At 55.6% G+C, this 26,346-nt stretch carries 21 protein-coding genes; 11 read left to right on the top strand and 10 right to left on the bottom strand.

Annotated elements, in window-relative coordinates; all coding sequences use genetic code 11:
* The first annotated feature begins 55 nt into the window (after positions 1 to 55).
* The 8 genes from VFO10_RS02180 (at position 56) to VFO10_RS02145 (ending at position 8,546) form a co-directional block, all read left to right on the top strand.
* Positions 56 to 565, top strand: coding sequence for a hypothetical protein (locus tag VFO10_RS02180; protein ID WP_325137030.1), 510 nt, complete (start codon positions 56 to 58; stop codon positions 563 to 565).
* An 86-nt stretch (positions 566 to 651) separates the two neighbouring features.
* The gene (locus VFO10_RS02175; protein WP_325137029.1) at positions 652 to 876 is read left to right on the top strand and encodes a hypothetical protein; all 225 of its coding nucleotides are present in this window, start codon (positions 652 to 654) and stop codon (positions 874 to 876) included.
* A 233-nt stretch (positions 877 to 1,109) separates the two neighbouring features.
* Positions 1,110 to 1,523: a nucleoside-diphosphate kinase gene (gene ndk / locus VFO10_RS02170; protein WP_325137028.1), complete on the top strand. Its 414-nt coding sequence runs from the start codon at positions 1,110 to 1,112 to the stop codon at positions 1,521 to 1,523.
* Between the two features lie 33 nt (positions 1,524 to 1,556).
* Positions 1,557 to 4,040 (top strand): Tex family protein, encoded by a 2,484-nt coding sequence (locus VFO10_RS02165; protein WP_325137027.1) that lies wholly within the window; start codon positions 1,557 to 1,559, stop codon positions 4,038 to 4,040.
* Positions 4,041 to 4,045: 5 nt separating this feature from the next.
* The gene (gene mtnP / locus VFO10_RS02160) at positions 4,046 to 4,921 is read left to right on the top strand and encodes an S-methyl-5'-thioadenosine phosphorylase (RefSeq protein ID WP_325137026.1); all 876 of its coding nucleotides are present in this window, start codon (positions 4,046 to 4,048) and stop codon (positions 4,919 to 4,921) included.
* Entirely contained in the window at positions 4,902 to 5,387 is a 486-nt protein-coding gene (locus VFO10_RS02155; protein WP_325137025.1) for an acyl-CoA thioesterase, read from the top strand. The genes mtnP and VFO10_RS02155 overlap by 20 nt, the downstream gene beginning before the upstream one ends.
* The gene (hppD, locus tag VFO10_RS02150) at positions 5,381 to 6,406 is read left to right on the top strand and encodes a 4-hydroxyphenylpyruvate dioxygenase (protein WP_325137024.1); all 1,026 of its coding nucleotides are present in this window, start codon (positions 5,381 to 5,383) and stop codon (positions 6,404 to 6,406) included. Before VFO10_RS02155 ends, hppD begins: the two co-directional genes overlap by 7 nt.
* A gap of 157 nt (positions 6,407 to 6,563) precedes the next feature.
* Positions 6,564 to 8,546 (top strand): hybrid sensor histidine kinase/response regulator, encoded by a 1,983-nt coding sequence (locus VFO10_RS02145; RefSeq protein ID WP_325137023.1) that lies wholly within the window; start codon positions 6,564 to 6,566, stop codon positions 8,544 to 8,546.
* Here VFO10_RS02145 and VFO10_RS02140 read toward each other — a convergent pair.
* From VFO10_RS02140 to VFO10_RS02125, 4 genes are all read right to left on the bottom strand, one after another.
* On the bottom strand, positions 8,543 to 9,841 hold the full coding sequence (locus VFO10_RS02140; protein WP_325137022.1) for a hypothetical protein: 1,299 nt from the start codon (positions 9,839 to 9,841) through the stop codon (positions 8,543 to 8,545). The two genes, VFO10_RS02145 and VFO10_RS02140, sit on opposite strands and share 4 nt — an antisense overlap.
* Positions 9,842 to 11,182 carry a HAMP domain-containing sensor histidine kinase gene (locus tag VFO10_RS02135; RefSeq protein WP_325137021.1) on the bottom strand — a complete coding sequence of 447 codons (1,341 nt, stop codon included), beginning with the start codon at positions 11,180 to 11,182 and terminating at the stop codon, positions 9,842 to 9,844.
* A gap of 86 nt (positions 11,183 to 11,268) precedes the next feature.
* The gene (locus tag VFO10_RS02130; protein ID WP_325137020.1) at positions 11,269 to 13,077 is read right to left on the bottom strand and encodes a DUF885 domain-containing protein; all 1,809 of its coding nucleotides are present in this window, start codon (positions 13,075 to 13,077) and stop codon (positions 11,269 to 11,271) included.
* 111 nt (positions 13,078 to 13,188) lie between these two features.
* Positions 13,189 to 13,506 carry a thioredoxin family protein gene (locus VFO10_RS02125; RefSeq protein ID WP_325137019.1) on the bottom strand — a complete coding sequence of 106 codons (318 nt, stop codon included), beginning with the start codon at positions 13,504 to 13,506 and terminating at the stop codon, positions 13,189 to 13,191.
* Between the two features lie 186 nt (positions 13,507 to 13,692).
* Between VFO10_RS02125 and VFO10_RS02120 the strand changes: the two genes are divergently transcribed.
* Positions 13,693 to 15,714, top strand: a complete 2,022-nt coding sequence (locus tag VFO10_RS02120; RefSeq protein WP_325137018.1) for a HEAT repeat domain-containing protein — start codon at positions 13,693 to 13,695, stop codon at positions 15,712 to 15,714.
* Positions 15,715 to 16,566, top strand: coding sequence for a DMT family transporter (locus VFO10_RS02115; RefSeq protein WP_325137017.1), 852 nt, complete (start codon positions 15,715 to 15,717; stop codon positions 16,564 to 16,566).
* On the opposite strand, the gene VFO10_RS02110 is transcribed toward VFO10_RS02115, so the two are convergent.
* From VFO10_RS02110 to VFO10_RS02100, 3 genes are all read right to left on the bottom strand, one after another.
* The gene (locus tag VFO10_RS02110) at positions 16,553 to 17,155 is read right to left on the bottom strand and encodes a hypothetical protein (RefSeq protein ID WP_325137016.1); all 603 of its coding nucleotides are present in this window, start codon (positions 17,153 to 17,155) and stop codon (positions 16,553 to 16,555) included. The genes VFO10_RS02115 and VFO10_RS02110 overlap by 14 nt on opposite strands.
* Before the next feature lie 104 nt (positions 17,156 to 17,259).
* On the bottom strand, positions 17,260 to 19,356 hold the full coding sequence (locus tag VFO10_RS02105; protein WP_325137015.1) for a S8 family serine peptidase: 2,097 nt from the start codon (positions 19,354 to 19,356) through the stop codon (positions 17,260 to 17,262).
* 291 nt (positions 19,357 to 19,647) lie between these two features.
* Positions 19,648 to 20,256: a hypothetical protein gene (locus tag VFO10_RS02100; protein WP_325137014.1), complete on the bottom strand. Its 609-nt coding sequence runs from the start codon at positions 20,254 to 20,256 to the stop codon at positions 19,648 to 19,650.
* A 137-nt stretch (positions 20,257 to 20,393) separates the two neighbouring features.
* On the opposite strand from VFO10_RS02100, the gene VFO10_RS02095 reads away from it, so the two are divergent.
* Positions 20,394 to 22,178 carry a DUF885 domain-containing protein gene (locus VFO10_RS02095; protein ID WP_325137013.1) on the top strand — a complete coding sequence of 595 codons (1,785 nt, stop codon included), beginning with the start codon at positions 20,394 to 20,396 and terminating at the stop codon, positions 22,176 to 22,178.
* A 12-nt stretch (positions 22,179 to 22,190) separates the two neighbouring features.
* Here the strand turns inward: VFO10_RS02095 and VFO10_RS02090 are convergent, their stop codons facing one another.
* From VFO10_RS02090 to alaS, 3 genes are all read right to left on the bottom strand, one after another.
* Positions 22,191 to 23,111, bottom strand: coding sequence for a LysR family transcriptional regulator (locus VFO10_RS02090; protein WP_325137012.1), 921 nt, complete (start codon positions 23,109 to 23,111; stop codon positions 22,191 to 22,193).
* A gap of 10 nt (positions 23,112 to 23,121) precedes the next feature.
* Positions 23,122 to 23,889 carry an exodeoxyribonuclease III gene (locus VFO10_RS02085; RefSeq protein ID WP_349259342.1) on the bottom strand — a complete coding sequence of 256 codons (768 nt, stop codon included), beginning with the start codon at positions 23,887 to 23,889 and terminating at the stop codon, positions 23,122 to 23,124.
* A gap of 5 nt (positions 23,890 to 23,894) precedes the next feature.
* On the bottom strand, positions 23,895 to 26,346 hold a 2,452-nt coding region (alaS, locus tag VFO10_RS02080; protein ID WP_325137010.1), incomplete at its 5' end, for an alanine--tRNA ligase.

Below are 26,346 nucleotides of genomic sequence, written 5' to 3'. Positions count from 1 at the left end.
TCCCGTCCTCATACCGCCCGCGTTACCCTTTGTTTGATGATAGTCGGAGCCCTACATGAAAGCACGAGTCCATATCACCCTCTTCACGGCCGCGTCCCTTTTGGGAGCTGCGGCCTTTTTCTTCCCCAAGGCTTCGTCGGCTCCTTCGGTGTCTGCCTCGCAAAAAATTGTAAAAACTTCCACGCAAAAAGACAGCGTGAGTCAGCTCGCAGCGCCGCTGCTTCATCGTGAATTCACTTCGACCTGCATCAGCGGGAAGGATGGTTTCTATAAAGAAAAGCTGAGCTTCGCCGCCGATGCTACTACGACCTTCGCCAGGCATTATTTTGCGGATGCCGCCTGCCTGCAACCGAGTGAGAAGGAAAGCGTTCAAGCGGGACACTTTGCAGTGGCCGAAGAGGAAGAAGGTCAGCTGCTTTTGATCGTTCGCAATCTGCAGGATAAAAAGAGCGCGGATGTTACGCCTTACTTTGAAGCGTTGATCAAAGTCGATCGCGAGCAGCTCGTCATGCAGAACAGCCCTTCGACTTCGCTGCACTACACGGCCTCCACCAAATCCATCTAAGCCCTTGCATCCCGGCAGTTTCTGCCCACTGTGCGCACCTCGGACCCTGTTACAATAGAAGAGGAATAGAGTCCTAAGGAGGCACCATGCGCACCTTGGTTTTTGGTCCTATGATATTTCTTTGTCTGGCCCTGGGCGCTTGCCAGAGCGGTGGCGGCGGCGGTGGATCAGACGGCGTTTCCGGCAATGAAGGTGGTTCGGAGCCGATCAACCCGACGGAAGAACGGGCTTATAAAAGAGCCATCCTGAAATGCTATAAGACAGGGGGTTCGCGCGTCGTGAAAATTGAAGGCCAGCTGATGTGCTACTAATCGGCGACAGTCAGCTCCGAGCGGGACCCGGAACCCCATTCCGGGTGCCAATTAGCCCACAAAACCTATAAAACCAGCCAATTTTAACCAGCCCCCTGCCAACTATGCTTAAAAAAGAGCGTTAAAACGCTCGTCACCCTTGCCAATTTTCAACCTTCCAGTATGATTATCTGCGTTTTTTTCCTATCTTAGGATACATTGAAAAACTCTTTCACAGGCAAGAGGAGCTTACCTTGGAACTTACACTTTCGATCATTAAACCCGATGGCGTGGAACGCAACCTTGTTGGTAAGATTATCAGCAAATTCGAAGATCAGGGCATCAAGATCGCGGCCATCAAGAAGGTTCAACTGAGCCGCGCTCAGGCTGAAGCTTTTTATGCCGTGCACAAAGCTCGCCCCTTCTTCGGAGAGCTGGTAGAATTCATGACTCGCAGCCCTGTCGTCGTCATGGTCCTGCAAGGTGAGAACGTGATCGTGCGCAACCGTGATATCATGGGCGCCACCAACCCAGCGCAAGCTGCAGCGGGCACGATCCGTAAAGACTTCGCCAAATCCATCGGCGAAAATACCGTGCACGGCTCGGACTCGCCGGAAGCTGCGAAGAACGAAGTCGCATTCTTCTTTGCATCCAGCGAAATCTGCTGAAACCATTTCGTGAATCTTCTGGAGCGGATCCCTATGGTCAATCTTATTGGCAAAATTTCATCGGAACTCGGGCTTAAGGAATTTCAAGTTCATAACTCCGTCAAACTCATGTTCGATGAGGAATGTACCATTCCCTTCGTCGCCCGTTACCGCAAGGAAATGACCGGCAGTCTCGATGAAGTTGCCTTAAGAGACATTCGGGAACGCTACAACTACCTGACGGAACTGGAAAGCAACAAGCAGAAGTACCTGAAGGTGGTGGAAGAGCACTGCAAAAAAAGCCCCGAGCTGATGGACAAATACCCAGAGCTCAAAGCCAAATTTGAAAAGTGCGAAACCAAGCAGGAGCTTGAGGACCTTTATCTGCCGTTCAAACCCAAGCGCCGCACACGCGCTCAGGTGGCTCGCGAGAAAGGCCTTGAGCCCCTTCTGGAAAAAATCCTGGCGGAATCCGCGGTGCTCACCAATCTTCTGGAAGCCGCGAAGCCTTTCGTCACGGCCTCGGATGCCAGTATTGATCCGGCCCTGAAAGTCCCGGATGAAAAAGCCGCGCTCGCCGGAGCCGCTGACATCTATGCCGAGCAAATTGCGGAAACGGCCGAACTTCGCGCACTCGTGCGGCACATCTCCCAGGAATCGGGCGTGCTCGTTTCGAAGAAGATCGAAGGCGCGGAAGCCGAAGACGGAGTCGAGAAGACCGCCGCGGCCAGCAAGGATAAGAAAAGCAAGAAGACCGATCCTTCCAAGTATCAAAACTATTTCGATTACCAGGAACCGATCAGCAAGGCCGCTTCGCACCGCGTGATGGCGGTTCGTCGTGGGGAAGCGGAAAAAGTCCTGAAGGTGTCGATCGACGTCGATGTCGCCAAGATCACCGCGGAACTGAAGAGCAAGGTCATCGCCGATCGCCGCATGACACCCGAAGTCAAAGCCTGGGTGGAACAGATCGTGGAAGATGCCTACCGCCGCCTCGTGAGCCCTTCGATCGAAACCGAACTGCGTCTGCAGCTGAAGCAGACCGCCGAGACCGAAGCGATTCGCGTGTTCTCGGAGAACCTGGAAAACCTGCTTCTTTTGCCGCCTATTCCTGGCAAAAGCGTGCTCGGTGTTGACCCAGGCCTTCGGACCGGCTCCAAATTCGCTGTGGTGGACGAGACGGGCAAACTCCTGACCCACACCACGCTGCTCACCGACCTTGGTGACAAGGAAACCAATAAGACGACCCGCGCCAAGGACGAGATCCTGCGCCTGGTCAAAGAATACAATGTCCACTACGTGGCCGTCGGCAACGGTACCGGCAGCCGGGAAATCATGCGCCTCATCGCAGCCGTTTTGAAAGAAAACGATCTGAAGGATGTGAAGCGCCTTGTCGTGAACGAAGCCGGCGCTTCGGTGTATTCGACCATGGATATCGCCCGTGAAGAATTCCCGGACCTCGATCCGACGATCCGCAGCGCCGTGAGTATCGCGCGCCGCCTCCAGGATCCCTTGGCCGAACTCGTGAAAATCGATCCCCGCTCGATCGGTGTGGGCCAGTATCAGCACGATGTGAACGTCACCAAACTCAAGACGAGTCTGGAAGAAGTGGTGGAGAGCTGCGTGAACCGCGTGGGTGTGAACCTGAACACGGCCAGCTATAAGCTTCTGAGTTACGTGTCCGGCATCGGCGGCACCGTGGCCAAGAATATCGTCGCCAAGCGCGATAAGGATGGCCGTTTTGCATCGCGTAAAGACCTTATGAATGTATCAGGGCTCGGCCCCAAGGTCTTCCAACAGGCTGCCGGTTTCTTACGCGTGCCTGAATCAACGAACCCGCTGGATAACTCCGCGGTTCACCCGGAAGCCTATGAGATCGTCGAAAAAATCGCCAATGACCAGGGCAAAGGCATCACCGAGATCGTCGGCAATCGCACCCTTGTGGAAACGATTCCGCTCGAAAAATATGTGACCGAACGTTACGGGATGCCGACCCTCAAGGATATCGCGAAAGAACTTCTGAAGCCAGGCCGTGACCCGCGTGAAGACGGTGCGCGCCTTATGTATTCGGATGACGTTTCCGAGATCGAGGATCTGAAAGTCGGCATGACCCTGCCTGGCACCGTGACCAACGTCACCAACTTCGGTGCGTTTGTGGATATCGGCGTGCACCAGGACGGTCTGATTCACATCAGTGAACTCGCCGATCAGTTCGTCGATGATCCTTCGAAGGTGGTTTCGGTCGGTGATGTCGTCGATGTGCGCGTGATCGAAGTCGATCTGCAGCGTCGCCGGATCGGTCTGAGCCGTCGTCTGAATGCAGCTCCCAAAGCTCAAGGCGCTGCCGCGCGTCCCGAAGCCGTGGCTGCTGGTCAGCAGCAGGCGCAGCGTCCGCAGCAGGGCGGCAAAGGCAGCCCGATGAAACCTCGGGGTTCGGAACCTGCCGCACGTTCGGTGGGTGGCATCAGCGCCAAAGGCAAGGCGCCGCAGCCGAACTACACGATGGATGATCTGCTCGCCAAGTTCAACCAAAGGAAATAAGCAGCATGGCGCAAGTCAAAGTGCAGTTGGGAGTGATCGGTGGATCCGGCGTCTATCAGATGGCCGGTGTCGAGAAGGTCAAGGAACACACCATCCCAACGCCCTTTGGCGAACCGTCGGATGCCATTATTGAAGGCAAAATCAACGGTCGAACCGTTTACTTTCTGCCAAGGCACGGACGGGGCCACCGCTGGCTTCCGTCCGAGGTCAATTACCGCGCGAATATCTATGCGCTCAAATCCCTGGGCGTCACGCATGTGCTGGCCGTCAGCGCGGTCGGCATCATGCAGGATCATATCAAACCAGGTGACCTTGTTCTCCCTGATCAGCTTTACGATCGCACCAAAGGCCTCAGGCCTTCCACCTTCTTCGGGGGCGGCATCGTCGGTCATGTGGAATTCGCCGATCCTTTCTGCCCGGATTTTCGAGGCTGGATCGAAGCGGCCGCCCGCAAGGTGACCCCCGAAGTTCATAGCGGCGGCACCTATGTCTGCATCGAAGGTCCGCAGTTTTCCACGCGGGCCGAATCCCATCATTATCGCGCTACACTTCAGCCCGCTGTGATCGGCATGACCGCTTTGCCTGAAGCCAAGCTTGCTCGGGAAGCGGAGATGGCTTACGGTATGCTGGCTCTTGCCACCGATTATGATTGCTGGCATGAGCATGAGGCCGATGTTACCGTCGGAACGGTGATCGCGGTCCTCAAGGCCAACACCGAGAAGGCCAATCGCGTGATCAAGGAAGTCCTGGCCGGGCTTCCCGCTCAGCATGAAAGCCGTATCTTCGAAGCGGCGAAACACGCGATCATGACAGCACCGGAAATGGTTCCGGAGCAAAAGAAAAAGGATCTGGCGCTGCTTTATGGCACATATCTCAGCTGATTCCGGCGTGATCCGGGGTGAAATTGAATTCCCGGTTTATTATGAAGACACGGACCTCTCCGGATTCGTCTATCACTCCAACTACCTTAAATACTTCGAACGCGCCCGCGAGCATGTGATCGGGATTCGTTTTCTGAAAGAACTCTTTGACCAGGGCGTTCATTTCGTCGTGAGCAAGGCGGTGCTGGAATACAAGGCCCCCGCGCAGCACGGCGATCAGGTTCTGGTCATTTCCGAAGGACAATACTCCCGCTCCCCGGCCATTCCTTTCGAGCAGAACGCTTATCTGGTCAATGGTGAAGGGACGCGGCGTCTGCTCGTAAGCGGACAGATCACGATCGTGGCGCTCAATGCTCAGAACCGCCCCATCCGCATGCCGGATGTGATTATCGAACGTTTTCAAAGGCAGAGCCCTGACGCAAAAGGATCAAAACCAACCACTGACGAGGAGTCACCCCCATGGTAAACAACCCAACAGGCATCACTGGTTTCGATTTCATCGAGTTCAGCAGCCCCCAACCGGAAAAACTGCATGAGCTGTTCACGAAGCTGGGTTTTTCGCGGCTGAAACGCCACAAGACCAAAAAGATTGATTACTATAAGCAGAACGACATCCATTTCCTGGTGAATACCGAGCCCGGCTCCTTCTCCGTGACCTTCAACAAAGAGCATGGTCCCTGCGCGTCGTCCACCGGCTGGCGCGTGCAGGATGCGAAGAAGGCTCTGGAGGCCGCTGTATCCCGCGGAGCCAAGCGCGCGGAGACATCCGACTATGATCTGCCCGCGATTCAGGGCGTGGGCAACAGCCTCATTTACTTCGTCGATTTTCATACGGCCAAGGATCGCTGGGAGCGTCTTGGTTTCGTGGATCTTGAAAAGACCGAAATCGTGCCTTCGAAAGGTTTCGCTCTGGTCGATCACCTGACGAACAACGTGTATAAAGGTCAGCTGCAACCTTTGGCGACTTTCTATAAGGAAGTCTTCGGCTTCGAAGAGGTTCGCTACTTCGATATCCGCGGCGAGCAGACCGGACTCAAATCCTATGCCCTGCGTTCCCCCTGCGGCTCCTTCTGCATTCCCATCAACGAAGGGACGGAAGCCAAATCGCAGATCAATGAGTATCTGAACGAATATAAAGGCGAAGGCATTCAGCACATCGCGCTTCTGACGTCCAACATTATCAATGTGATGGACAAGATGAAAGTGGAAGGCTTGAAAACCCTCGACATCGATGCCGATTATTATGATATGGCCTTCAAGCGCGTGCCACAGCTGAAAGAGGATAAAAAGAAGATCCAGGAGTATAACCTGCTCGTCGATGGTGATGAGAGCGGCTACCTCGTCCAGATCTTCACCGAGAACGTCATCGGCCCCATCTTCTTTGAATTCATTCAAAGGCACAATAATCTCGGTTTCGGTGAAGGCAACTTCGGAGCCCTCTTCCGCGCTATCGAACGCGATCAAAAGCGTCGCGGCGTGCTGTGATCCTGCTTTGATGGTAAGAGCAAAACTTATCTGATAGAAAGAAAGCCCGGCCTGGACCGGGCTTTTTTGTTTTTCACTTAAAATCACCCAAGAGGTACCGATAGCATCAAAGGAAGGCCGTTGTGGCTTTCGCTTTGGAGACATACGGGATACCACAATGCCGGCTGTTGAAAACGTGGATTCGCCTATTCCGCGACGTACGCTGCTCCTCATGGGCAGCTTGATGATGGCGTCGCTGCTTCCCACCTGCCTCTATCTGGCTTTTGCTTCGGGAACTACGGGCCCCACATCCACCATGCTGCCCCTGGCCCTGGCACTGAGCCCTGTGCTGACGTTGCCTCTTCTGACCCTCATTATGCTCGGCGCGAAGCTGCCTTCCGAACGTTCCGCGCTTTATGGCTTGATTCCCTGTCTTCTGCTCGCGAGCTACTTCGATGCCCTGAGTCTTTTGTCCCTGCGGGACGGTCATGATGCGGCCGCCTTCCTTCATAGTGAACAGATCAATGCCTTCACCCGCAGCTTCGCGCTCTGTCTGGTCACGCTCCTGGCCATGAAATTCCATCTGCCTGCGCGCCTCGGCGAAGGCCGGCGTTTCTGGATCATGCCGCTGCTTCTGGCCGGTGGGCTTTGCGGACTTCAGTTTTTGGATCTGCGCCTGGGCGTTTTCATCGAGCATCTGCATACCATCGTCGGCATCACCTGCCTGACGGCGGTGTTCAACATTGCTTTTCTCACCAAGATCGGCTGGGAAAAGCAGCGGCCTTTGATGCTGACCCTGGCGTGGATGGCAGCCCTGCAGCTGATCAATCAGCTGCTCTTTTTTATGTCGCGCCCGGAATCCCTTCAGGTTCCACTGCTCTTGACTCAGAATATCAACGATGCCCTGGCCTTTCTCGTGCCCCTGCCGTTTCTGGCCAGCGCCATCAAAAAGCAGATGACCCGGACGGTGAGTTCGCTGGCAAACGCGAACGCGGCGCATGGGAATCTCGGACCGAATCATGCCGAAGCCTTCGCGCAGGGTGTGGCGCAGGCCAAGTCCCAGCTGATGTCCAAACTTTCTCATGAATTCAAGACGCCTTTGAACACGATCATCGGCTATAGCGAGCTTTTGGTGGATGAACTGGAAAGCAACCAGCAGACGCTGCTGAGCGATGATCTGCATAAAGTCAATCGCGCCGGCTGGTATCTCATGACTCTGGTCGATGACCTCCTGGACGTCTGCTCCCTGGATGGCCAGGGTTTCAAGCCGCATGAAACTGCCTTCGATGCCCAGCGCTTTATGCAGATCCTCCAGCGCATGGCGGATAAGATTGCTGCGCCGCACGAGATCAAAATCGACTGCTACTGTCAAAAGGATTTCGGAACGGTCTATGCGGATGAAAGTCGCCTGCTCCAGGTTTGCATGAACATTCTCAGAAATTCCGTGCGCTATACCAGCAAGGGGCGCATCACCCTTCACTTCTATTCCATTATTCAGGACGGCAAGCGCTTCTTCAGCATAGATATCCGCGATACGGGCCGCGGCATGGATCAGATCGAAATGGCCCGCATCTTCTCGCCTTTTGAAAGCATCCAGACGGATTCCTGGGAAGCCATCTATGGCTTGAGCCTGGGGCTGCCCGTGACCAAACGCCTCTGCGAGATGATGGGCGGCGCGCTCACCGTCGACAGCACCCTGGGTCGCGGCACGACCTTCAGTCTGACCTTTCCCCATAAGAACAATACGCAGGAACCCAGGAACGAGAAAACCCAGCAGCAGCTGCCTGCAGGGCCTGTCCTCATCATCGATGATGACCTTGAATACGTGGGCTTTGTGCAGGAAATCTTTGAATCCGCCGGCATCCCGACCTTTTGCGTGACCAAAGCCCGCAGTGGACTGCGCGTCTATCTTGAAAAGCGGCCGAGCGTGATCATGGTCGATCTTAAAATGCCGGACCTTGATGGCTATTCCATTATTCAAAGCATCCGCGATCAGGATCCCGACTGCCTGATCATCACTGTGAGTGGTGAAGGGATGGAACACAGCGAGGAACGATCGCTGGCTTTGGGTTCCGATCAATTCTTTGCCAAGCCCATGGCGATCGAAGCCGTGCTGCGCACCATCGAGCAGCGCAGCCGGGGATCGGGCGATCCATCCTAGGCTACCCGAGCCTGGCAGCGTGATTGCAGCAGGATCAGGCGGCAGACCGTGTTCCTGCCTTCACGCTCCTGCAAACGTTCGACGCCGAGTTCACTGCAAAGTTCCTGAATCAAATCCTCATTCAATTCCGGATCAAAAGCGAGAGTCGCATCCGAGGCCGCGGCCACATGCCCCTGACTCAGCGTGCCATGCAGCATGAGGTGCAGACCATCCGGCCGCAGAGCGGAGGTCGCTCTCAGCTGCGTTCCGCCTTCCGCACCGAACCGTCTGAGTATGCTGATCAGAAGCATCACCAGCTTGGCCGTTTGCGTATAGATCAGAATATCCGGATCAGCCCGTTCCCAATCCAGCCGAGCCCGACGGAGGACGGCACCGACATTATAAATGGTATCCACATGCTGCAGCACCTGATTGAGGCTCGTCTGCTCCAGACCTTCCTCCAGATAGCGCCGGGAAAAAAGGCTGAAGCTGCGTGACACCGAGGCGAGTTCCTGGATTCCCGATTCCACAGGGGCCAGCATGGTTAGAAGACCTTTGGCATCCATGCTGCGCGACAAGGGTTCTTCGAGGTTATGCAGAGCCGTGCCGAGAACATCGAGCGGTCCGTTGGTTTTCAAGGCGAAATGCCCGGACATCTGCAAAAGCTCCTGCATGCGCGCCGTCCGCTGGAGCCAGTCCCTTTGTTCCCTGTTATTTTTTTCACTCTCGCGCAGCAGATAAAAGTAAAGCGTCACCATTCCAATAGTCAGGCAATTGACGATCAGAACGGTCATCAGCATGGAACGAATCTCGACCAGTCGATCACCCTCATAGGGAAGGGCCTGGCCATAGCCTTGGCTGAGAAGCACCGTGATGAGCGCCACAGCAAGGGTGCTCGTGCTGACAAAGAGCCCAAGCCGCCAGCCGCAGAGGAGGAACGCGGGCATGATCAAAACCTGAAACCAAAGAAAGCCCGACGCATAGAGGCTGCGAACCTGATACATAATCCCAACGCCCATCAGGATGCTGAGAATGATGAGAAGTCCGGCCGAAAGCCAGGTGTTGCGGCGGAAGAGACGATTCAGACCCAGGACCAGGGTGGCCAGTGTCATAATCAAATAGACTGTGAAAAGCCTGAGGTCCAGACCGCGGGTCAGCAGCGCGGTACCAAGAAAGCTGCCGCAGGAAATGAGGGTCAGAATACAGCAGAGGCTCAGCATGCGTCCACGAAGCAGCGGCATGCCTCCCCGCTTTTTATGATGCGGATGTACCGTGATATCGAGGATGCGAATGAGCTGCTTGAGAAGGGCTTCCACTCAGGCCCCTTTCGCAATGTGCAGAGCGGTGGCGGGATCACGCGGCACCTGGCAGGTGAAGATCGTGGCGCCGGGCCGACTTTCAAAGCTGATTTCACCGCCATGCCGCGCCAGGATCCCACGACTCACGCTCAGGCTCAAACCCTGCGCATTGCCTCCGGTCTTGGTCGTGAAAAAGGGCTGAAAAACCTTGTCCTGAGCCCCAAGGTCTATGCCCTTGCCGTTATCAGAAACGGCAAAGATCAGCTGCCAATCCACGTCGCGCACGCTCACATGAATCTCGGGATGCCGATGATCGCGACAGGCATCCAGGGAATTTTGAATCAAACTGCAGAGGACATAAACCAGCTGATGCGGCTGACAGCGCAGCGTCAGGGTCTTCCCCGGGTCATGAAATTCCAAGGCGACCTGCTGGGCCAGAGCCTGCGGTTTCATGGCCAACTGAACATCTTTCAGGATCAAACGCACATCTTGACTGACAAAGGGTTCATGCTGATGTCCCGAGGCGAAGATGGCGAGTGACTGCTGCACGCGAATGATGCGCTCATGACTGCGCTGCATGTTGCCTAAAAGTTTTCGGCCTTCATGCCTCCATTCATTTCGCTCCAGATGACGCCGAAGGCGCGTGACGCTCCCTTGAAGTATGGCCAGGGGATTGTTGACCTCATGGGCCACATGCCCCACGAGTTCACCGACGGCTCCTGTATGCGCATGGCGGGCTGCAAGCAAGCGCTGACGCGTCTGATGCTGCTCATTGGTATCCCGCATGAATTCATAGACCCCGGTGACGGCCGCTGTCAGGATGCTGGAACCGATCAGGCCCAGGACGAGCTGCTGCACATAGATATCATGATTCAGGATCATCCACTTCGTTCCGTGCACATAGCGCGAGGTCATCGTGAGAAGCGAAAGGACGGTCAGACAACCAAAGGACAGAAGGGCTCCGCGCATGCCCATGATTAAGCTGCTCATGACCACAAGGAACGACGACCAGAGGTAGACGAGGGAAAAAATAGAGGGAAAACCCAGAAGGGAATAGACGAAAAGGACATGCATCCAAAGCACGGAAGCGGTCGCGATTCGCCGATAGTCGCGGGTGCGTTTCAAACTTCCTAATAGACCGATGGAGACGATAAGGTTCGCCAGCCCCTGGATCATCCAAACCGAAGCGCTGGAGTTCACGTCCCGAAATAGAAGACAGGGCACAAAGCCTATGGGTATCACCGCAAGAATCGCGAACACCAGAAAGCGCATGCGAATAATATCCCGCGTCTCCAGCTTTCGCAGCTCAGGCGAAAGAAAGAAATCGAGGGTTTTTGTGATGCGCGCCAGGTCTTTCATGAGGGTCCTTAAGGCAGGATACATTCCCGCCTTAAGGCTGAACGGAAAAATTCACGAGGAATCAGGAGGCAAACTTTGCCGGCCGCTTAACCCTGACGGTTTTGGGTTTCAAGCCAGGCCATATGCTCCTTTTCCAAAAGGTCGAGAGGCAAGGGGCCATTTTTGAGAATTTGATCATGGAAGGCTCTTATATCAAACTTCTGGCCGAGTTTTTCTTCGGCGGCTTTCCGCAGCTCCATGATCTTCAGCATCCCGATCTTATAGGCGGTGGCCTGACCCGGCATTACAATGTAACGTTCCACGGCCTTGATAATTTCACCTTCATCCGCAGGCGTGTTCTCACTCAGATAGCGAATCCCCTCATCACGGGTCCAGCGTTTGGCATGAATTCCGGTATCCACCACAAGGCGGCACGCGCGCCAGACCTCCATGGAAAGGCGGCCGAAGTCGGAATAGGGATCCTTATAGAAGCCGTAAGCCTTGGGCAGATATTCGCTGTAAAGGCCCCAGCCTTCGACAAAAGCGGTGAAGCCCCCAAAGCGCCGGAATTTGGGAAGAGCCTTGAGCTGCTGGGAAATGGAAAGCTGCAGGTGATGGCCGGGAACACCCTCATGATAGGCGAGCGCCTCCATTTCGTATTTAGGAACCTGGCGCATGTCCCAAAGGTTCACATAGAAGATTCCAGGCCGGCTGCCATCCATCGCGGGGCTGTTATAGAAGCCGATTTCCGCACTTTTTTCGCGGAAGGGTTCGACGGCCTTGACCTGAAGCTTGTCCTTCGGAAGGATGCCGAAGAGTTGCGGCAGCTCATTGTCCATGCGATCGATCATCGCCTGGGTGTCCTTCAGATAGCTTTCCTTCCCCGCAGGACTCTGCGGGTAATAGTAGCGGTCATCCTTCTGAAGATGCTTGAAGAACTGCTGCAGATTGCCTCGGAAACCGACTTTTTCGCGGATGGCGTTCATGTCCTGATGAATACGTTTGACCTCAGCAAGGCCGATCTGATGAATCTCGTCGGCGGTGAGCTGGGTCGTTGTGATCTGCCGCAGCTGATTTTTGTAAAAGGCTTCGCCATCCGGCAGCGTCCAGGCTCCGACCTTGGTGCTGGCCTTGTTTTCAAGCCTTTCCACGGTTGCGATCAGCGCCTCATAAGCGGGCTTCAAATCATTGATCAGAGCCTGATTCAGATCCTTGACCAGAGCGTCCTGGGTTTTGTCATCCAGCTTCGCTTGGGCAATCTTGGTTTTGAAATCAGCAAGCAGGGCCGAGGGCTCTTTGGAAGCATCGAAGGGAGCGCCGGTGATCACGTTTTTAGAGTCGGAAAGAACCTTGGGAAAGACGAACTTCGGCGGGATCACGCCGCGATTTTCCCGCTCCTTGATATTCTCCTGCAGCTGAGTGAAGAGTCTTTTGGTGTCGCGCACGCGGCTGATATAAGCGCGGGCATCGGCTTCATTTTCGATGCGGTGCATGTTGATCAAAAAAGACGGCAGCTCGGCCTGGGCGCCAAACATCTGATTCACTGGGAAATTATGAAAGCGGAAGGGAAAGGAGGCTTGCTGGTCCTGAAGCTGTCGGTCAAAGATCTGATAGCTGAGCTGAGCCTCCTTATCGAGCTTTTCAAAGTTGAAGGTCTTCAGCTCAGCCAGATTTTTTTCGGCCATCTGCATTCGCTTCTGACTCTGGGCATCGGATATATCATCCAGGCGATCATAGTCCTGCTTGATGCCGAGCGCGGTCATGCGCTGCGGAGAAAGAGCGAGGTTTTCCTGAAAGGCTTTTTCAAAGAAAGCATTCAGCCGCTCGCTTTCTGACTGCGGCGCGGATGGTGTCTGGCAGGCCGCCAGGAGCATGAAACCCAGAGTGACAAGTCCCGTTCGAAGCTTTCGGTGCATATCGGCTCCCTATGTGAAGGATGGGAGCCAAAGCCTCGCAAAAATTCCTGCTTTGGGAAAGAGGAATCGGAGCCCTGAGGCTCCGCCATCTCTTGTATACCTGTTCGAAAGTCAGGCTTTCAGCGAATCGACCACGAATTCCTGCAGCTTGTCGAGGCCTTTGAATCCGGTGAACATGCCTTTTTTCTTTTTCTGATCAAAAACGAAAAAGACCGGCAGCACCTCGGTGCCAGCAACGTCCATCATCTCGGGATGGTCATCGATGCAGATCTTGCCGAAGGTCATCTGAAACTCGTTGTCCTTCTCCATTTTGTCGGTCGCCGGAGTCGACAGCTTGCAGATGCCGCAGCTGCGTTTCCAGAGCTTCAGAAACACACGCTCGCCTTGATCGAGACGGGCTTTCAAATCATCAGGTGTCCAGGCTTCCATGGATTCTCTCCTCGTTGACCACGTTTAAAGGGCACCTTAACAAAGCATGGATCGCCTTACAAGCTGGACCCAAACTCACCGCGTCAGACGGACAATGAATGGGGCTGGATTTGAAGGCTTTGCAAAGCGGACAGCTTCCTTTAGTCTGGCGAGCAGTCTGTCTTTTGAACTGATGAGGTGCTTCGCATGAAATCATGGATTGTGCTCTCGATCCTGGCGTTCCTGGCGCCTGGGAAAAGCTATGCAACGTCAAAAGGAAAACCCGCTGGGGAAGCTGATCTTTATAGGCTCGTTGAAATCGAGGATCACCGCAATGGTCGCGATCCTTATCTGAAAGAAGCACTGGCCGGAAAAAATCCGCAGCTGACGGCCAGGGCGCTCCTGGCATTGGGCCGTATCGGGGAACCGGAGGCTGCGGGGCTGGTCGCTCCTTTCCTTAAAAATGCCGTCGCCGATGTGCGTTTGCATGCAGCCTTTGCCCTGGGTTTGATCAAACAGCCCGAGAGTCTGAACGTTTTGGACGAGGCTTGGGGCCAGGAAAAAGATCCGAAAGTGCGGGCGCAGATTTTTGCGGCGCTCGGTCGCCTGCAGATCCCGGCGGCGCTTTCTGTTTTGGAAAAGGCCCTCACTCAGGAGACGCATGCTCTGGCCCAGTCGGGACTTGCCATGGGTTTTTGCTTTCTCTTTTTAGCGCCTGATGCCGCGTCATGGCCCGTGAGTGAAGCGACGCTTGCGACCCTGAGCACGCAGATGAAGGCGGCGGCTCCCCTTGGTATCTCCGCGGCATGGGCTCTCGCGCGTTATAAGGGGGATCTGAATCGTCTGCCGGAAAAAGAGCTGGCAACCGCCATTTCCGAAGCGCGGGAACCGGAGGCCAAAGCTCTGGCCCTGAAGGCGCTATCGCGGCACAAGACGCCGGCGACTGCAGAGGTTTTGAAGGGTATTTTGAAGAACGGTGAATCGCATAATATGCGGGTGGAAGCCGCCAGCGGGCTTGCCGGTCATACTGTGGAAAAGGGGTTGATTCAAAGCCTTTTGGATGCAGCAGGGAAAGACCTTGCGATCGTGCGGGCAGCGGCTCTGATGACGCTCGCGACTTATCAGAATTTGGATGCGGCCACGCAGAAATCCCTGGAGGAGATGACGCGAACGCAGCCTTCGCCATGGCTTCAGGGCAAGGCTTATCTGGCTTTGATTCCCCAGTTGCCAGCGGATCAGCGCCGGGAGGTGATGCTGAAGGGCCTCGCTCATCCCGATGTTTACGTGCAGCGTGAAATCATCGCGCTTTTGCCTCAGCTTGGCCCGGAAGGGTTGAATATCCTTTCCCGCAAAGCTTCTGATCCGTCGATACTGATTGCAGGAGCGGCTGTCAATACGCTGCGTGAGCTTGATCCCGAGCAGATGAATGATGAACTGAAAAAAGTCATGCTCGATCAGCTGTCACGGCATGATCCCGTGATCAGCAGCACCGTGATCGATGCGGCAGGCAAGTTCGGCTGGAAGGATGCGCTGCCTCTTCTGATGCAAACAGCCGACGAAAAATGGAGTGCTGCGGATTTCTCCATCCAGGAAAATCTGATGGGCGCATTGATCAGTTTCAACGATCCCACGACCCTGCCCCTGATTGAAAAAACCCTGCGGCATCCCGTGCGCAATGTGGTGGTCAAGGCTGCCGAAGCCTTTGCGAAAGTATCGGGAAAACCCCTGGGAAAAGCCCTTCCAGTGAATAATCGCGTGGATGAACCCACACCCGCGCTGGCCAGCATCAAAAAGGCTCTGGACAGTGAAATCGTCCTTGAAACATCGAAGGGGACCATCCGCATGGTGATGCTGAAGGAAGCTCCTCTGACCGCCACGAAAATCGTCCAGTGGGCGCAAAAAGGCTTTTACAACGCTTTGAATTTTCACCGTGTCGTCCCCCACTGGGTCGTGCAGGGCGGTGATCCGCGCGGTGATGGAGAAGGCGGCGACGGCATGATACGCGATGAAGTTTCCATGGCTCCGCATGCCCCTTATACCGTGGGCATCGCCACCGCGGGCAAGGATACGGGCAGCACGCAGATGTTCTTCAACCTGGGTGACAACACGCGCCTGGATGGGGCCTACACCGTCTTCGCGCAGGTGATCGATGGCCGTGATGTGGTCGATCGCCTGGAACTGGGAGATACGATCATCAAGGCGACCGTTCAGCCCTTCCGAGGTTTGTGAATGTCACGCACCGCCTCTTCCATTCTGCTTCTTCTGGTGGCGATGACCTCGATTCAATTCGGGGCGTCGTTCGCCAAACAGATTTTTCATCTGGCGCATCCTGCTGGCATCACGATGCTGCGGACCAGTCTTGCGGCCCTCTTTCTTTTGGCTCTCTGGCGTCCCTGGCGAACCACCTGGGACCGCTCGGCATGGCCGCATGTGCTGCCTTATGGGGCCACGCTCGGCATCATGAACCTCTTGTTTTATATGTCGCTGCAAAGAATTCCGCTCGGCATCGCCGTCGCCGTGGAATTCACCGGGCCCTTGGGCCTCGCTCTTCTATCCTCGCGGAAAAAGCAGGATCTTCTTTGGGTGGCGCTGGCGGCGCTGGGCATTATTCTGATTTCGCCGATCACAGGGCATGATGCCCTGGATCCCATCGGTATACTTTTGGCTTTGGGCGCCGGGTTTTGCTGGGCGCTCTATATCGTCTTCGGCCAGCGCATGGGAAGGCGGATACCTGCCGGCACGGCCACGGCCCTGGGTATGCTGGTGGCGGCTCTGGTCACGATTCCGGTCGGGGCCTTTTATGTGAATGAAGAATTTTTTCAGGCCAAGGTCTGGTGGATGGGGCTGATGGTGGCGATCCTTTCGAGCGCTTTACCCTATTCTTTGGAGATGACGGCTCTGAAGCATCTGCCGACCAAAACCTTCGGCATTCTGATGAGTCTGGAACCCGCGCTCGCAGCTTTGATGGGACTTCTTTTCTTGCATGAAACATTGAATCTGCAGCAGACCCTCGCGATGGCCTGCATCATGGCAGCCTCGGCGGGCTGCACTCTCCTATCGCCAGAACTCAAGGAGGCATAAGCTGCGCGTAACGCTCGCACCACTGCGGGCGGGCGAGTTTCTCGGCGATGGCCTTGAGCCTGGCGGCCTGATCGCGCGGCAGCGGGCAGAGAAGCTCATAGGGGCCGCAGGCATGCCTGTATTCCAGGCGGAAATCATAGGCTCCGGGCGGCGAATCCTTCTTGCGGACGATTTGGAAAACCGGGGTCACAAGCGCCTCGAAACTTTTCCGAAAGGCTTCGCGCTGGTTTAATTCCTTCTGATTTTCAGCCACATGCTGCTCCGCTTCACGGATCTGATCCCGGAGTGTTTCGATTTCAAAGCGAAGGGCCAGGACCTGCTCGTCCATGTCAAAGGCCGGGATCGGATCTTTGGTATTGGTCTTCAGCTGGTGATAGCGAAGGTCCAGCATCTCCCGGCGAGCCTTGGAGTCCTTGACCTTCTGTTCGCTCTGCGCGATCAGGCCGCGCAGGTAATCGACATCATTGTAGGCGCTCAGCAGGGTACCGCTGACTTCCGCGCGGCAGTGTTCACGCATATCATGGCGAGCTTCCTCGGCCGCATAGAGGCGAAGGGAGAGGGCGAAGGTGAGCAATAAGATCGTCTTCATACTTTACCTGGTCACAAGAGATGACGGGAGCTGGGTGCCTGTTCCACAAAAAAAATGGGGGAGGCATCCAGGATGCTTCCCCCATTGTAGCATGAGCCGGTTCGTTAGAGCTGACGCCCCACAACTTGGAAGCTATCGATATCCCAACCGTCGTACGTGATGGAATAGTCAGTCTTCAGCCTAAAACGAATGCGGAAGACGCTTGCACCATTGAGAACAGATTTCAAACTGAGAGAGAGGGTGCTCCAGTCACTGGTGCCGGAGATCTTCTGCAGTTCGATCCAGGTCTGACCGCGATCCTTGCTGATCTCGATATAGCCGTAGTCATAGCCGGCTTCGAGTTGATAGCGGGACTTGATGTCCAGGATCAGATCGCTGTCGTTGAAGTTAAAATCGACGGTTTCCGCCGCGATATTCAGGTTATTCTGATAGGAACCCGTGGCGCTATCGGTCAGGAGCGTCTGGCCATTTTTAGTGGTCAGCGACCAGGGCGCATCCAGCTTCGGCCAGTTGCCATTGCTGCTTGCGTCTTCGGTCAGAAGAACGCTGACCGGCTTCAGAGTGAAGTTTGCACTGGCCGAGAGCCCCCCGGTATTGCCGACATTATCCACGGCGCGAACGGCGATATAAGCCGACTGATTGTATTCGAGGCCCGTGATGCGGCCACTGACATTGCCATTGCTGCGAACCAATTCGCTGACCGTGATGGGTTTCGCCGCATTCCAGCTCGTCTCGTCTTCGATAGGGTCGGAGGACAGACGGACAAGGTAACGGCTCGCCTGACCGAGGTCGGCGTCGTCACCGCTTTCCTTCCAGCTGATGTGAAGATCCTTCACGCCGGTTTCCAGAACCGTAACGCCCTGAACAGCACCGGGGGCGATAGTGTCATCTTCCAGTGAACTGGCGGCACTGATGCGGCCGAACTTCACTGTGCTTTGAATCTGGGGTACGAACTGGGTGGCCCCGATGATGCGGCTTTTCAGGGCCTGCGCGTCCAGATTCGGATAACGGGACTTGATGAGGGCGACAAGGCCGGTCACGTGAGGGGTCGCCATCGAGGTGCCGCTTTTCAGGCCATAGGTATTGCCTGGAGTGGTCGACCAGATATCCGTGCCGGGCGCTGCAACCTGCACGGTTTTCACACCGTAGTTGGAGTAGCTGGCCAGGGCATCGCGGCGATCGGTGGCGGCCACCGAGATGATGTTGGGGACATCGTAGCTGGACGGATAATGCGCGACGCTATCATTGTTGGTGCTTTCGTTGCCGGCTGCGGCGACGAAGAGGATGCCCTTGTCATTGGCTCTTTGAATGGCGGCCAGCATCGCATCAGAAAACGCGCCACCGCCCCAGCTGTTATTGGTCGCGACCACTCCAAGGGCCGTTGCATAATCAATACCTTTGATCAGGACATCCGCGGAGCTTTCCCCGGAACCTGAAAAGACTTTGATGGGAACCATGGACACCGTCCAGTTCACACCGACCACGCCGCGCGCGTTGTTGCCGCGACCGCCGATGGTTCCCGCGACATGCGTCCCGTGGCTGTTGTCGTCCATAGGATTATTATCATTATTGAAGAAGTCCCAGCCGTGCCAGTCATCGACATAGCCATTGCCATCATCATCAACGCCGTTGCTGCTGCGATCCTGACCGTTGGCGTCGACGCCGCTTTCACCTGGGTTTTTCCAGATGTTTTCCGCAAGATCGCTATGATTGTAATCCGCACCGCTGTCGATGATGCCGATCACCACCGACGCGCTGCCTGTGCTGTAATCCCAGGCCCTTGTCATGCCGAGGTCTGCGCCGGCCACGCCACCGGATGATCCATCGTTTCTGAGGCCATAGAGTTTCGTGAAGTCAGGATCGTTCGGAACTCTCTCGTCCAGGCGATAGATGAGGTTCGCTTCCACAGCCTGCACGCGACGATCACCTGCCATGTCCTGCGCGACTTCAGCCAGATCAATGGTTTCACCTTCGGGAAAACGGACGACCATCGAACGCTCATTCAGCACTTCGACTTTCGCGGAACCGTAGGAGCGCAGCAGATCCTCGGTTGGCAAGGCTTCGCCGGGACGCATGGTAAGAATGAGTTCATTGTCTTTGTGAGGAAATTCCAGTTTGAATTTCTGTGGCGCCTTTGCACAACCCAGGATAGCAACCATGACCCAAAGGGGCTGTAAAGCCCTTGTCGAGCGAGACTTCATGTCTGTCCTTTGTGTAAAAAATGGATATGCCAAATGCCGCGAGGTGCGACACCACTGCCCGAAATTCAACAGCTGGATGGATGCAACTGGCGCTTCCGAAAAAGGATCCGCGATCAATTGTGTGGTTGCTGTAATTTCGATTATAGATTGATGAACCTGTCGCTGTAAAGCGGCGGTCCAAACTGCAGCGTTTAGAAATTTTAAGGAATTTCCGCAGAATTCTTACACTTGTGTACCCTGAACTTGGAATTCGCAAAAGAGCCGCGAACTTGGTATTTGCGAAAAAATTCTTTAAAAAACATAGCCGGCGAAGAGTTGGGCCTGAATCAAATTAAAATGCGTGCGCAGTCCCGCGAAGGTTGGATTCCAATAGCTCGTGCTCCATTGAGCCCCGAAATTATAGGGTTTATGGGCGCTTATGAGGTTTATGAAAATCGGCGGATTGGTGTTTCCCATCGTAAAGGAATTGAAGGATTCGCCACCAAGGTTCTGTTCCAGATAAAGAGAATTGGAAAAAGGCAAACCAAGGCAGAGTTGCAGCAGCTGCCGCGTGAATGAGCAGACGTAAAGCGCGGCCACGCTCCATGCGAGTTGAATGTCCTCCTGCGACGAGAAAGGCGAGTGGGCCTTCGCATGCGACTTGCCGCTCAGCCTGTCGACGTCAAGGGACAGCATCCAGCCGAGCTCCGAAGTCCAGCTGTCCTGCAGCGAAGCCTTGCCGAAGTCATCGGGGATGAGTTTCACGGTCAGTCCCCCGCCTTGCAGATTTTTGTCCGCGAAGAGATTGCCACTGGTTTGATAGAAGCCGGCTTTGGCTCCGAGCATCAGTCCCAGATTTCCTTCCTCGGCTTGCAAGGGAGCGAGGCTGATGCCGAAGAGAAGAATAAAAATTTTGCGCATGCGGCTCTCCATTTTCATCCGAGGGGCCTCACCTATTGTGCGGCATCCTGGCTCTTTTTGGCAATTTCCTTGCTCCCCACCTTACACTCGTGTAGTCACTGGAAAACAAGTCTCTCCGTGCAAGGAAACCGAGTCCCATGAATGAATGCCCCAAGATCATTTCACGTCTCTATTGCGCTTCCTTGAGCGCGGCCCTTCTGACCTTTGGATCCATGGCCTGTACATCAGTTCCCAAAGAGGATGCTTCACAACACGCCCAGGAACAGCCACTCAACCCGGCCGATCAGGCTTTCAAGAAATTGAGCCAGGCCTTTATCGAAGAATACCTGGAACTTTTTCCCGTGATGGCCAGCTCGCTGGGCGATCACCGCCGCGACGGCGAGTGGGGTGATTACAGCAAGGCGGGCGAGGCACGCATCAGGGCCTTCTATCAAAAGTATTACGAAGTCCTGAAGGCCACCGATACCAAACAGCTGAGCCCCGATAATCAGGTGGATGCCGCGGTGCTGACCAATGAAGTGGAAGGCCGCCTCTTTGAAATGCAGAACCTCGCCCCTTATCGCACCTCGGCGATGGCCTATGTCGGTGTCCTGAGCCTGGGCCTCGATAACCTCATCTCGCAGGCCTATGGCACGCCCGAGGCTCGCGCCGAGGCCCTTCTGAAGCGGCTGAAGGGTGTGGACAAGGTGGTGGCCGCGGCACGCGAACGCCTGGAAAATCCTTCGAAGCTCGACACGCAAACGGCCATTCTGCAGACAGACGGTCTCCTTGATCTTTGCCAGAACGGAATCAAGCCGATGCTCAAGGCGGTGCCGGCTCAGGCCCAGGCTTTGACCGTAGCCGCTCAATCCGCGCAAAAATCCCTTCAGGAATTGAAGACCTTTTTGGAAAAAGAGGTGCTGCCCAGGAGCGATCGCAATTTCCGCCTCGGTCCCGAGCTGTATGCGCGGAAGATGCGCTATGATCTGGTCGATGGCATTCGTCCCGAAGCGCTGGCCCAATCGGCTCGTGAAGCCCTGGATAAAACGCTGAATGACATGTACGACGTTGCTGTCCGCCTGAGCCCCGAGCTGCTCGGAAAGCCGGCGAAGCCGAGTCAGGATCCGAAGGAGCGCCGGAAACTGGTACGGGCCGTTTTGGATCGCATGGCTTTGGAGCAGCCCACCGATGCCACGCTCTTTCACGAAGCCGAAGCCGCCATTGATTCCGCGACCGCTTTTATTCGGGAGCGGCAGATCCTGACTGTGCCTGATGAAAAGTGCAAGGTCATCCGAATGCCGGCGTTCAATGCGGGCTTTGCCGGTGCCTATAGCCAGTCCTCGGGACCTTTCGATGAGAAGTTTGAAAACTTCGTCGCGATCGAGCCGCCCGCACCGAACGAGAAGGATTCCTTTTATCGTGAGTATAATAAGAACATGCTGATCGAACTCATGCTGCATGAGGCCGTGCCGGGACATTGCCTTCAGGCCATGCATGCGGTGAAATCACGGCATCCTCTGCGCGCGATTTTCGGCAACGGTCCCTATACCGAAGGCTGGGCGATGTACAGCGAGGAAGTGATGGCCAACCATGGCTTTGGAGGACCGCGCATCAAGATGGTGCAGCTGAAACTTCTGGCCCGTGCGATTGCCAATACGCTGCTGGATTATGGCGTTCACACGCAGAACATGTCGGAAGAGGAGGCCATGCGCCTTCTGATGGAAGAAACCTATCAGGAAAGGGCCGAGGCCGTGGGCAAATGGCGGCGGGCGCAGCTTTCCAGCGTGCAGCTCACGACCTATTTCTATGGCTATCAGCAGTTCGCATCCATGCGCAAGGCCGCGGAAAAGCAGCCTGGATTCCAGGAAAAAGCCTTCCATGATCAGCTGCTTGGTTCCGGTGCCCCGCCTCTGAAACTTCTGAGGGCGCGTTACGGGATGTAGGATCCGCGCTCATCAACCATCTTCCCGGTCGCCGATCCAGCTGCTGCTGTTCAGATCGACGGCCGAGAGGATATTCCACATGAGCTCGCTGCAGGGGCCCTGGAATTTTTTGCGCTTGCGCATCAGATAAATCGGTATGGAAAAATCAGTGTAGGGCTCGACATTCAAAGCGATGAGGCGTCCGGTCTGGAGGTCCTCATCGACAAGACTGAGCGGCATCAGACCCCAGCCGAGACCACCGAGCAGAAGGTGGCGCTTGCTGGCAAAGTCGCTCACGCTCCAGGTGCCCGCGCCTTCCATGATGCCGGCGCGGATATCCTTGGTGGCCACGTCGGTACTGGGAAGGATCACCTGGGTATGAACGCGAAGATCGGTTTCTTTCAGTAACTTTTTTTCCGCAGCCAGAGGATGACCGGGAGCGCAGACGGGAAGAAGACGCACATGCCCGAGCGGGAATTTTTCAAGGCCCTCGGTTCCGGGTTTATTATTCACAAGCTCGGAAATAGCCATATCCGCCTGATCATCCTGCACCTTCCCCTGAGCCGCCAGAACCTCGACCCGCAGATTTAAAATAAGATGCGGCTTCCTAAGACCCACGTCTTTTAATGCGGGAATCACAGGGCCCATGGGCACAATCGCGCTGATCGCAAGATTGACGAAGGGTTCATCACCGAGCTTCAGCTGCCTCGCCAGTTCCAGGATTTCATCGGTGCCGGCCAGAACCCTATGCGCCCGCAAAAGCACAGCTTCACCGGCGGCCGTGAGGGTCGGGCGGTACTGATCCCGGCAGAGCAGTTCGACACCCAGTTCCTCTTCAAGATTTTTGATGGCATAGGAGATGGCGGATTGCGCGCGATGCAGAGCACCGGCCGCCGCTCGAAAACTGCCGGTTTCCGCGATCTTGCTGAGCACAAGCAGTTGATCAAGGGTCACCGGCATTCCTTCATTCAAAAAGATCTTTGACGACGATGCTGACCGGACAGTGATCCGAACCCATGACGTCGCCAAGGATGGAAGCGGAGACAAGGTGCTCGCTCAGAACGCGCGAGACGCAGAAGTAGTCGATTCTCCAGCCCACATTCCGTGCCCTGGCATTGGTTCGATAGCTCCACCAGGTGTAATTCTTCGGTTCCTGATTGAAGTGCCGGAAGGTATCCACGAAGCCAGCGGCCACGATATTATCAAAACCCAGGCGTTCCTCGGGCGTGAAACCCGCGTTCTTGGTGTTGGTCTTGGGATTCGCGAGGTCGATTTCCTTGTGCGCGACGTTCAGGTCGCCACAGAATATCACCGGCTTCTTCTTCTCCAGCTCTTTCACATAGGCTAGAAAATCGCGATCCCACTCGGCCGTGCGATAGGACAGGCGACGCAGATCATCTTGGGAATTCGGGGTGTAGACGGTCACCACGAAGACCTTTTCGTATTCGAGCGTGATCACCCGCCCTTCCTTGTCGTGATGATCCAGGCCAAGCCCGTACTTCACATCCAAAGGCCGGAAGCGGGTGAAGATCGCCGTTCCGGAATAGCCTTTTTTCTCGGCGGCATTCCAGAAAATTTCATAACCAGGAAAATCCACATCGATTTGATCGAGTGTGGCTTTGACTTCCTGCAGGCAAAGGATGTCGGGCATTTCGCTTTCGAAAAACTCGACAAAGCCTTTTTTAAGCATGGCCCGCAGGCCATTCACGTTCCACGAGATCAGCTTGGTCACGCTCATCAACCCTTCCCGAACATCGTCGGCACAAGGTCACGGGCTTTATTCAGCGCGGGCTTCAGACCTTCGAGCCTGTCACCACCGGCCTGGGCCATGTCGGCTTTCCCGCCGCCGCGACCGTTGATTTCCGGTGCCAGTTTCTGCAAAAGTTCCTGCGACGAGAAGCCTGTCGCGACCTGCTTGCCTTTGGCTACAAGAAGGAAGGCCTTGCTGGCGCTTTCCTGCTTCATGCCGAGGACGACCACGGTATTCGGGGCTTTCTGCAGAATCTGATCGCTCAGATCGCGCAGGGTTTTCACGCCCTGATCATCTTCCGGGCAGAGGAAGGTCACGACCTTCGTCTCGCCAACGGTCGGGGATTCTTCCAGGATCGTATCGATCTGCTGAGCGAGGGATTGGGCCCGCAGTTTTTCGATCTGCTTTTTCAGATCGCGTTCGCTCTGCAAAAGCTTATCAATCTTGCTCGTGACATCCTCAAGGCTGGCGGCCTTGAGTCTACCGCGCACAAGGCGGGTTTCCTGCTCGCGGCTCTTCAGATATTCGAAGGCCTTCTGCGAGGTGTAGGCGATGATACGGCGCACACCGGCAGCGATCGAGGATTCCTGAGCGATCACGAAAAGGTTGATCTCGGCGGTATTGTTCACATGCGTGCCGCCGCAGAGTTCCGTCGAGAATTCACCGACGCGGACCACGCGCACGCGGTCGCCGTATTTTTCACCGAAGAAGGCGATCGCACCGGCGGCGATGGCCTGCTCTTTTTCCATTTCATCCTTGCGAACGGCCTGCTCGCTGAAGATGCGGTCGTTGATCAGCTGCTCGATTTCAGCCAGCTCGGCCTCGGTCAGGGCCTGGAAGTGGCTGAAGTCAAAACGCAGCATATCGCTCGTCACGAGTGAACCGGCCTGCTTCACATGCGTGCCGAGGACCTTGCGCAAAGCCCAGTGCAGCATGTGGGTGGCGGTGTGGTTGCGCGCCGTCAGATTCCGCAGCTGCTGATCGGTTTCCTGCTGATAGCTTTCGCCGATGGTCAGCATGCCCTTGGTCGGTTTGATGTGAACCACGACGAGGCCTTCGACCGGCTTCAGAACATCGATCACTTCACCTTCAAAGCCATGCCCGCTGATGCGGCCCCTGTCACCGGCCTGGCCACCGCTTTCCGCATAGAAAGGCGTTTCATCAAAGACGGCTTCGAACGTCACTTCCGGTGACGCCATGGCGGCTGTTTCCAGGCGCGTTTTGTCCTGACCATGCTTTTGCAGGATCGCAAGGCAGCGGCCGTGAGCCTGGAGCGCATCATAGCCGACGAACTTGATCTGGATATTCTTATCCGCGAGTTCCTGGGCGATCTCCTGATAAAACTGATCGACCGAAGACTCACCCGCACCTTTCCAGTGCGCGCGGGACTGCGACTTTTGCTTTTCCATGGCCTTTTCAAACGCCGCTTCATCCACAGTCAGACCATGTTCCGCACAGATGATGCGGGTCAGGTCCACAGGGAAACCGAAGGTGTCGTAAAGTTTGAAGGCGACTTCGCCCGAAAGGACGCCCTTGGCTTTGGCATTCGCCATCTCTTCATCGAGAAGCGCAAGGCCGCGTTCCAGGGTCTTGAAGAACTGCTCCTCTTCAGCCAGGACCGCACGGGCGATGAAGGCTGCCTTTTCCTTGATATCGGGATAGGCGTCGCTCATCTGCTCGATCACGAAACCGCAGGCCTTATGCAGGAAGGGTTTATCGAGGCCGATTTTCTTGCCGTAACGAATCGCGCGACGAATGATGCGGCGCAGCACATAGCCGCGACCTTCATTGGCCGGCATCACGCCATCGGTGATCAAAAAGGTGGTGGCGCGGGCATGGTCGGCGATCACGCGATAAGGGAAATTATCCTTCGCTTTCGGATCATAGGTTTTTCCAACCAGAGCGGCGATTTTCTTCAGGATATCCAGGAAGGTGTCGATCTCGTAGTTCGTATCCGTTTTTTGCAGAATCGAAGCCACGCGCTCCAGACCCATTCCGGTATCGACCGAAGGCTTGGGCAGCGGATGAAGGTTGCCTTCCGCATCGCGGTTGAACTGCATGAAGACGAGGTTCCAGAATTCCATATAGCGATCGCAGTCGCAGCCCATGCCGCAGGTGGGCTTGCCGCAGCCGTATTCCACGCCGCGATCGACGAAGATTTCACTGCAGGGGCCGCAGGGGCCTGTTTCGCCCATCGACCAGAAGTTGTCCTTCTCATCGAAGCGATAGATGCGCTCCTTCGGAACACCGATTTGCTTTTCCCAGATTCCGTAGGCTTCATCGTCCTCGCGGAACACGGTCACATAGATTTTGTCGACCGGCAGCTGGAGTTCCTTGGTCACGAAATCCCAGGCGAAACGAATCGCATCGACTTTGAAATAATCGCCGAAGGAAAAGTTTCCGAGCATTTCAAAGAATGTGTGGTGACGCGCGGTGTAG

The sequence above is a fragment of the Oligoflexus sp. genome (assembly GCF_035712445.1).
In the GTDB taxonomy this organism is placed as follows: domain Bacteria; phylum Bdellovibrionota_B; class Oligoflexia; order Oligoflexales; family Oligoflexaceae; genus Oligoflexus.
This window is presented reverse-complemented; position numbering and strand designations above follow the sequence as displayed.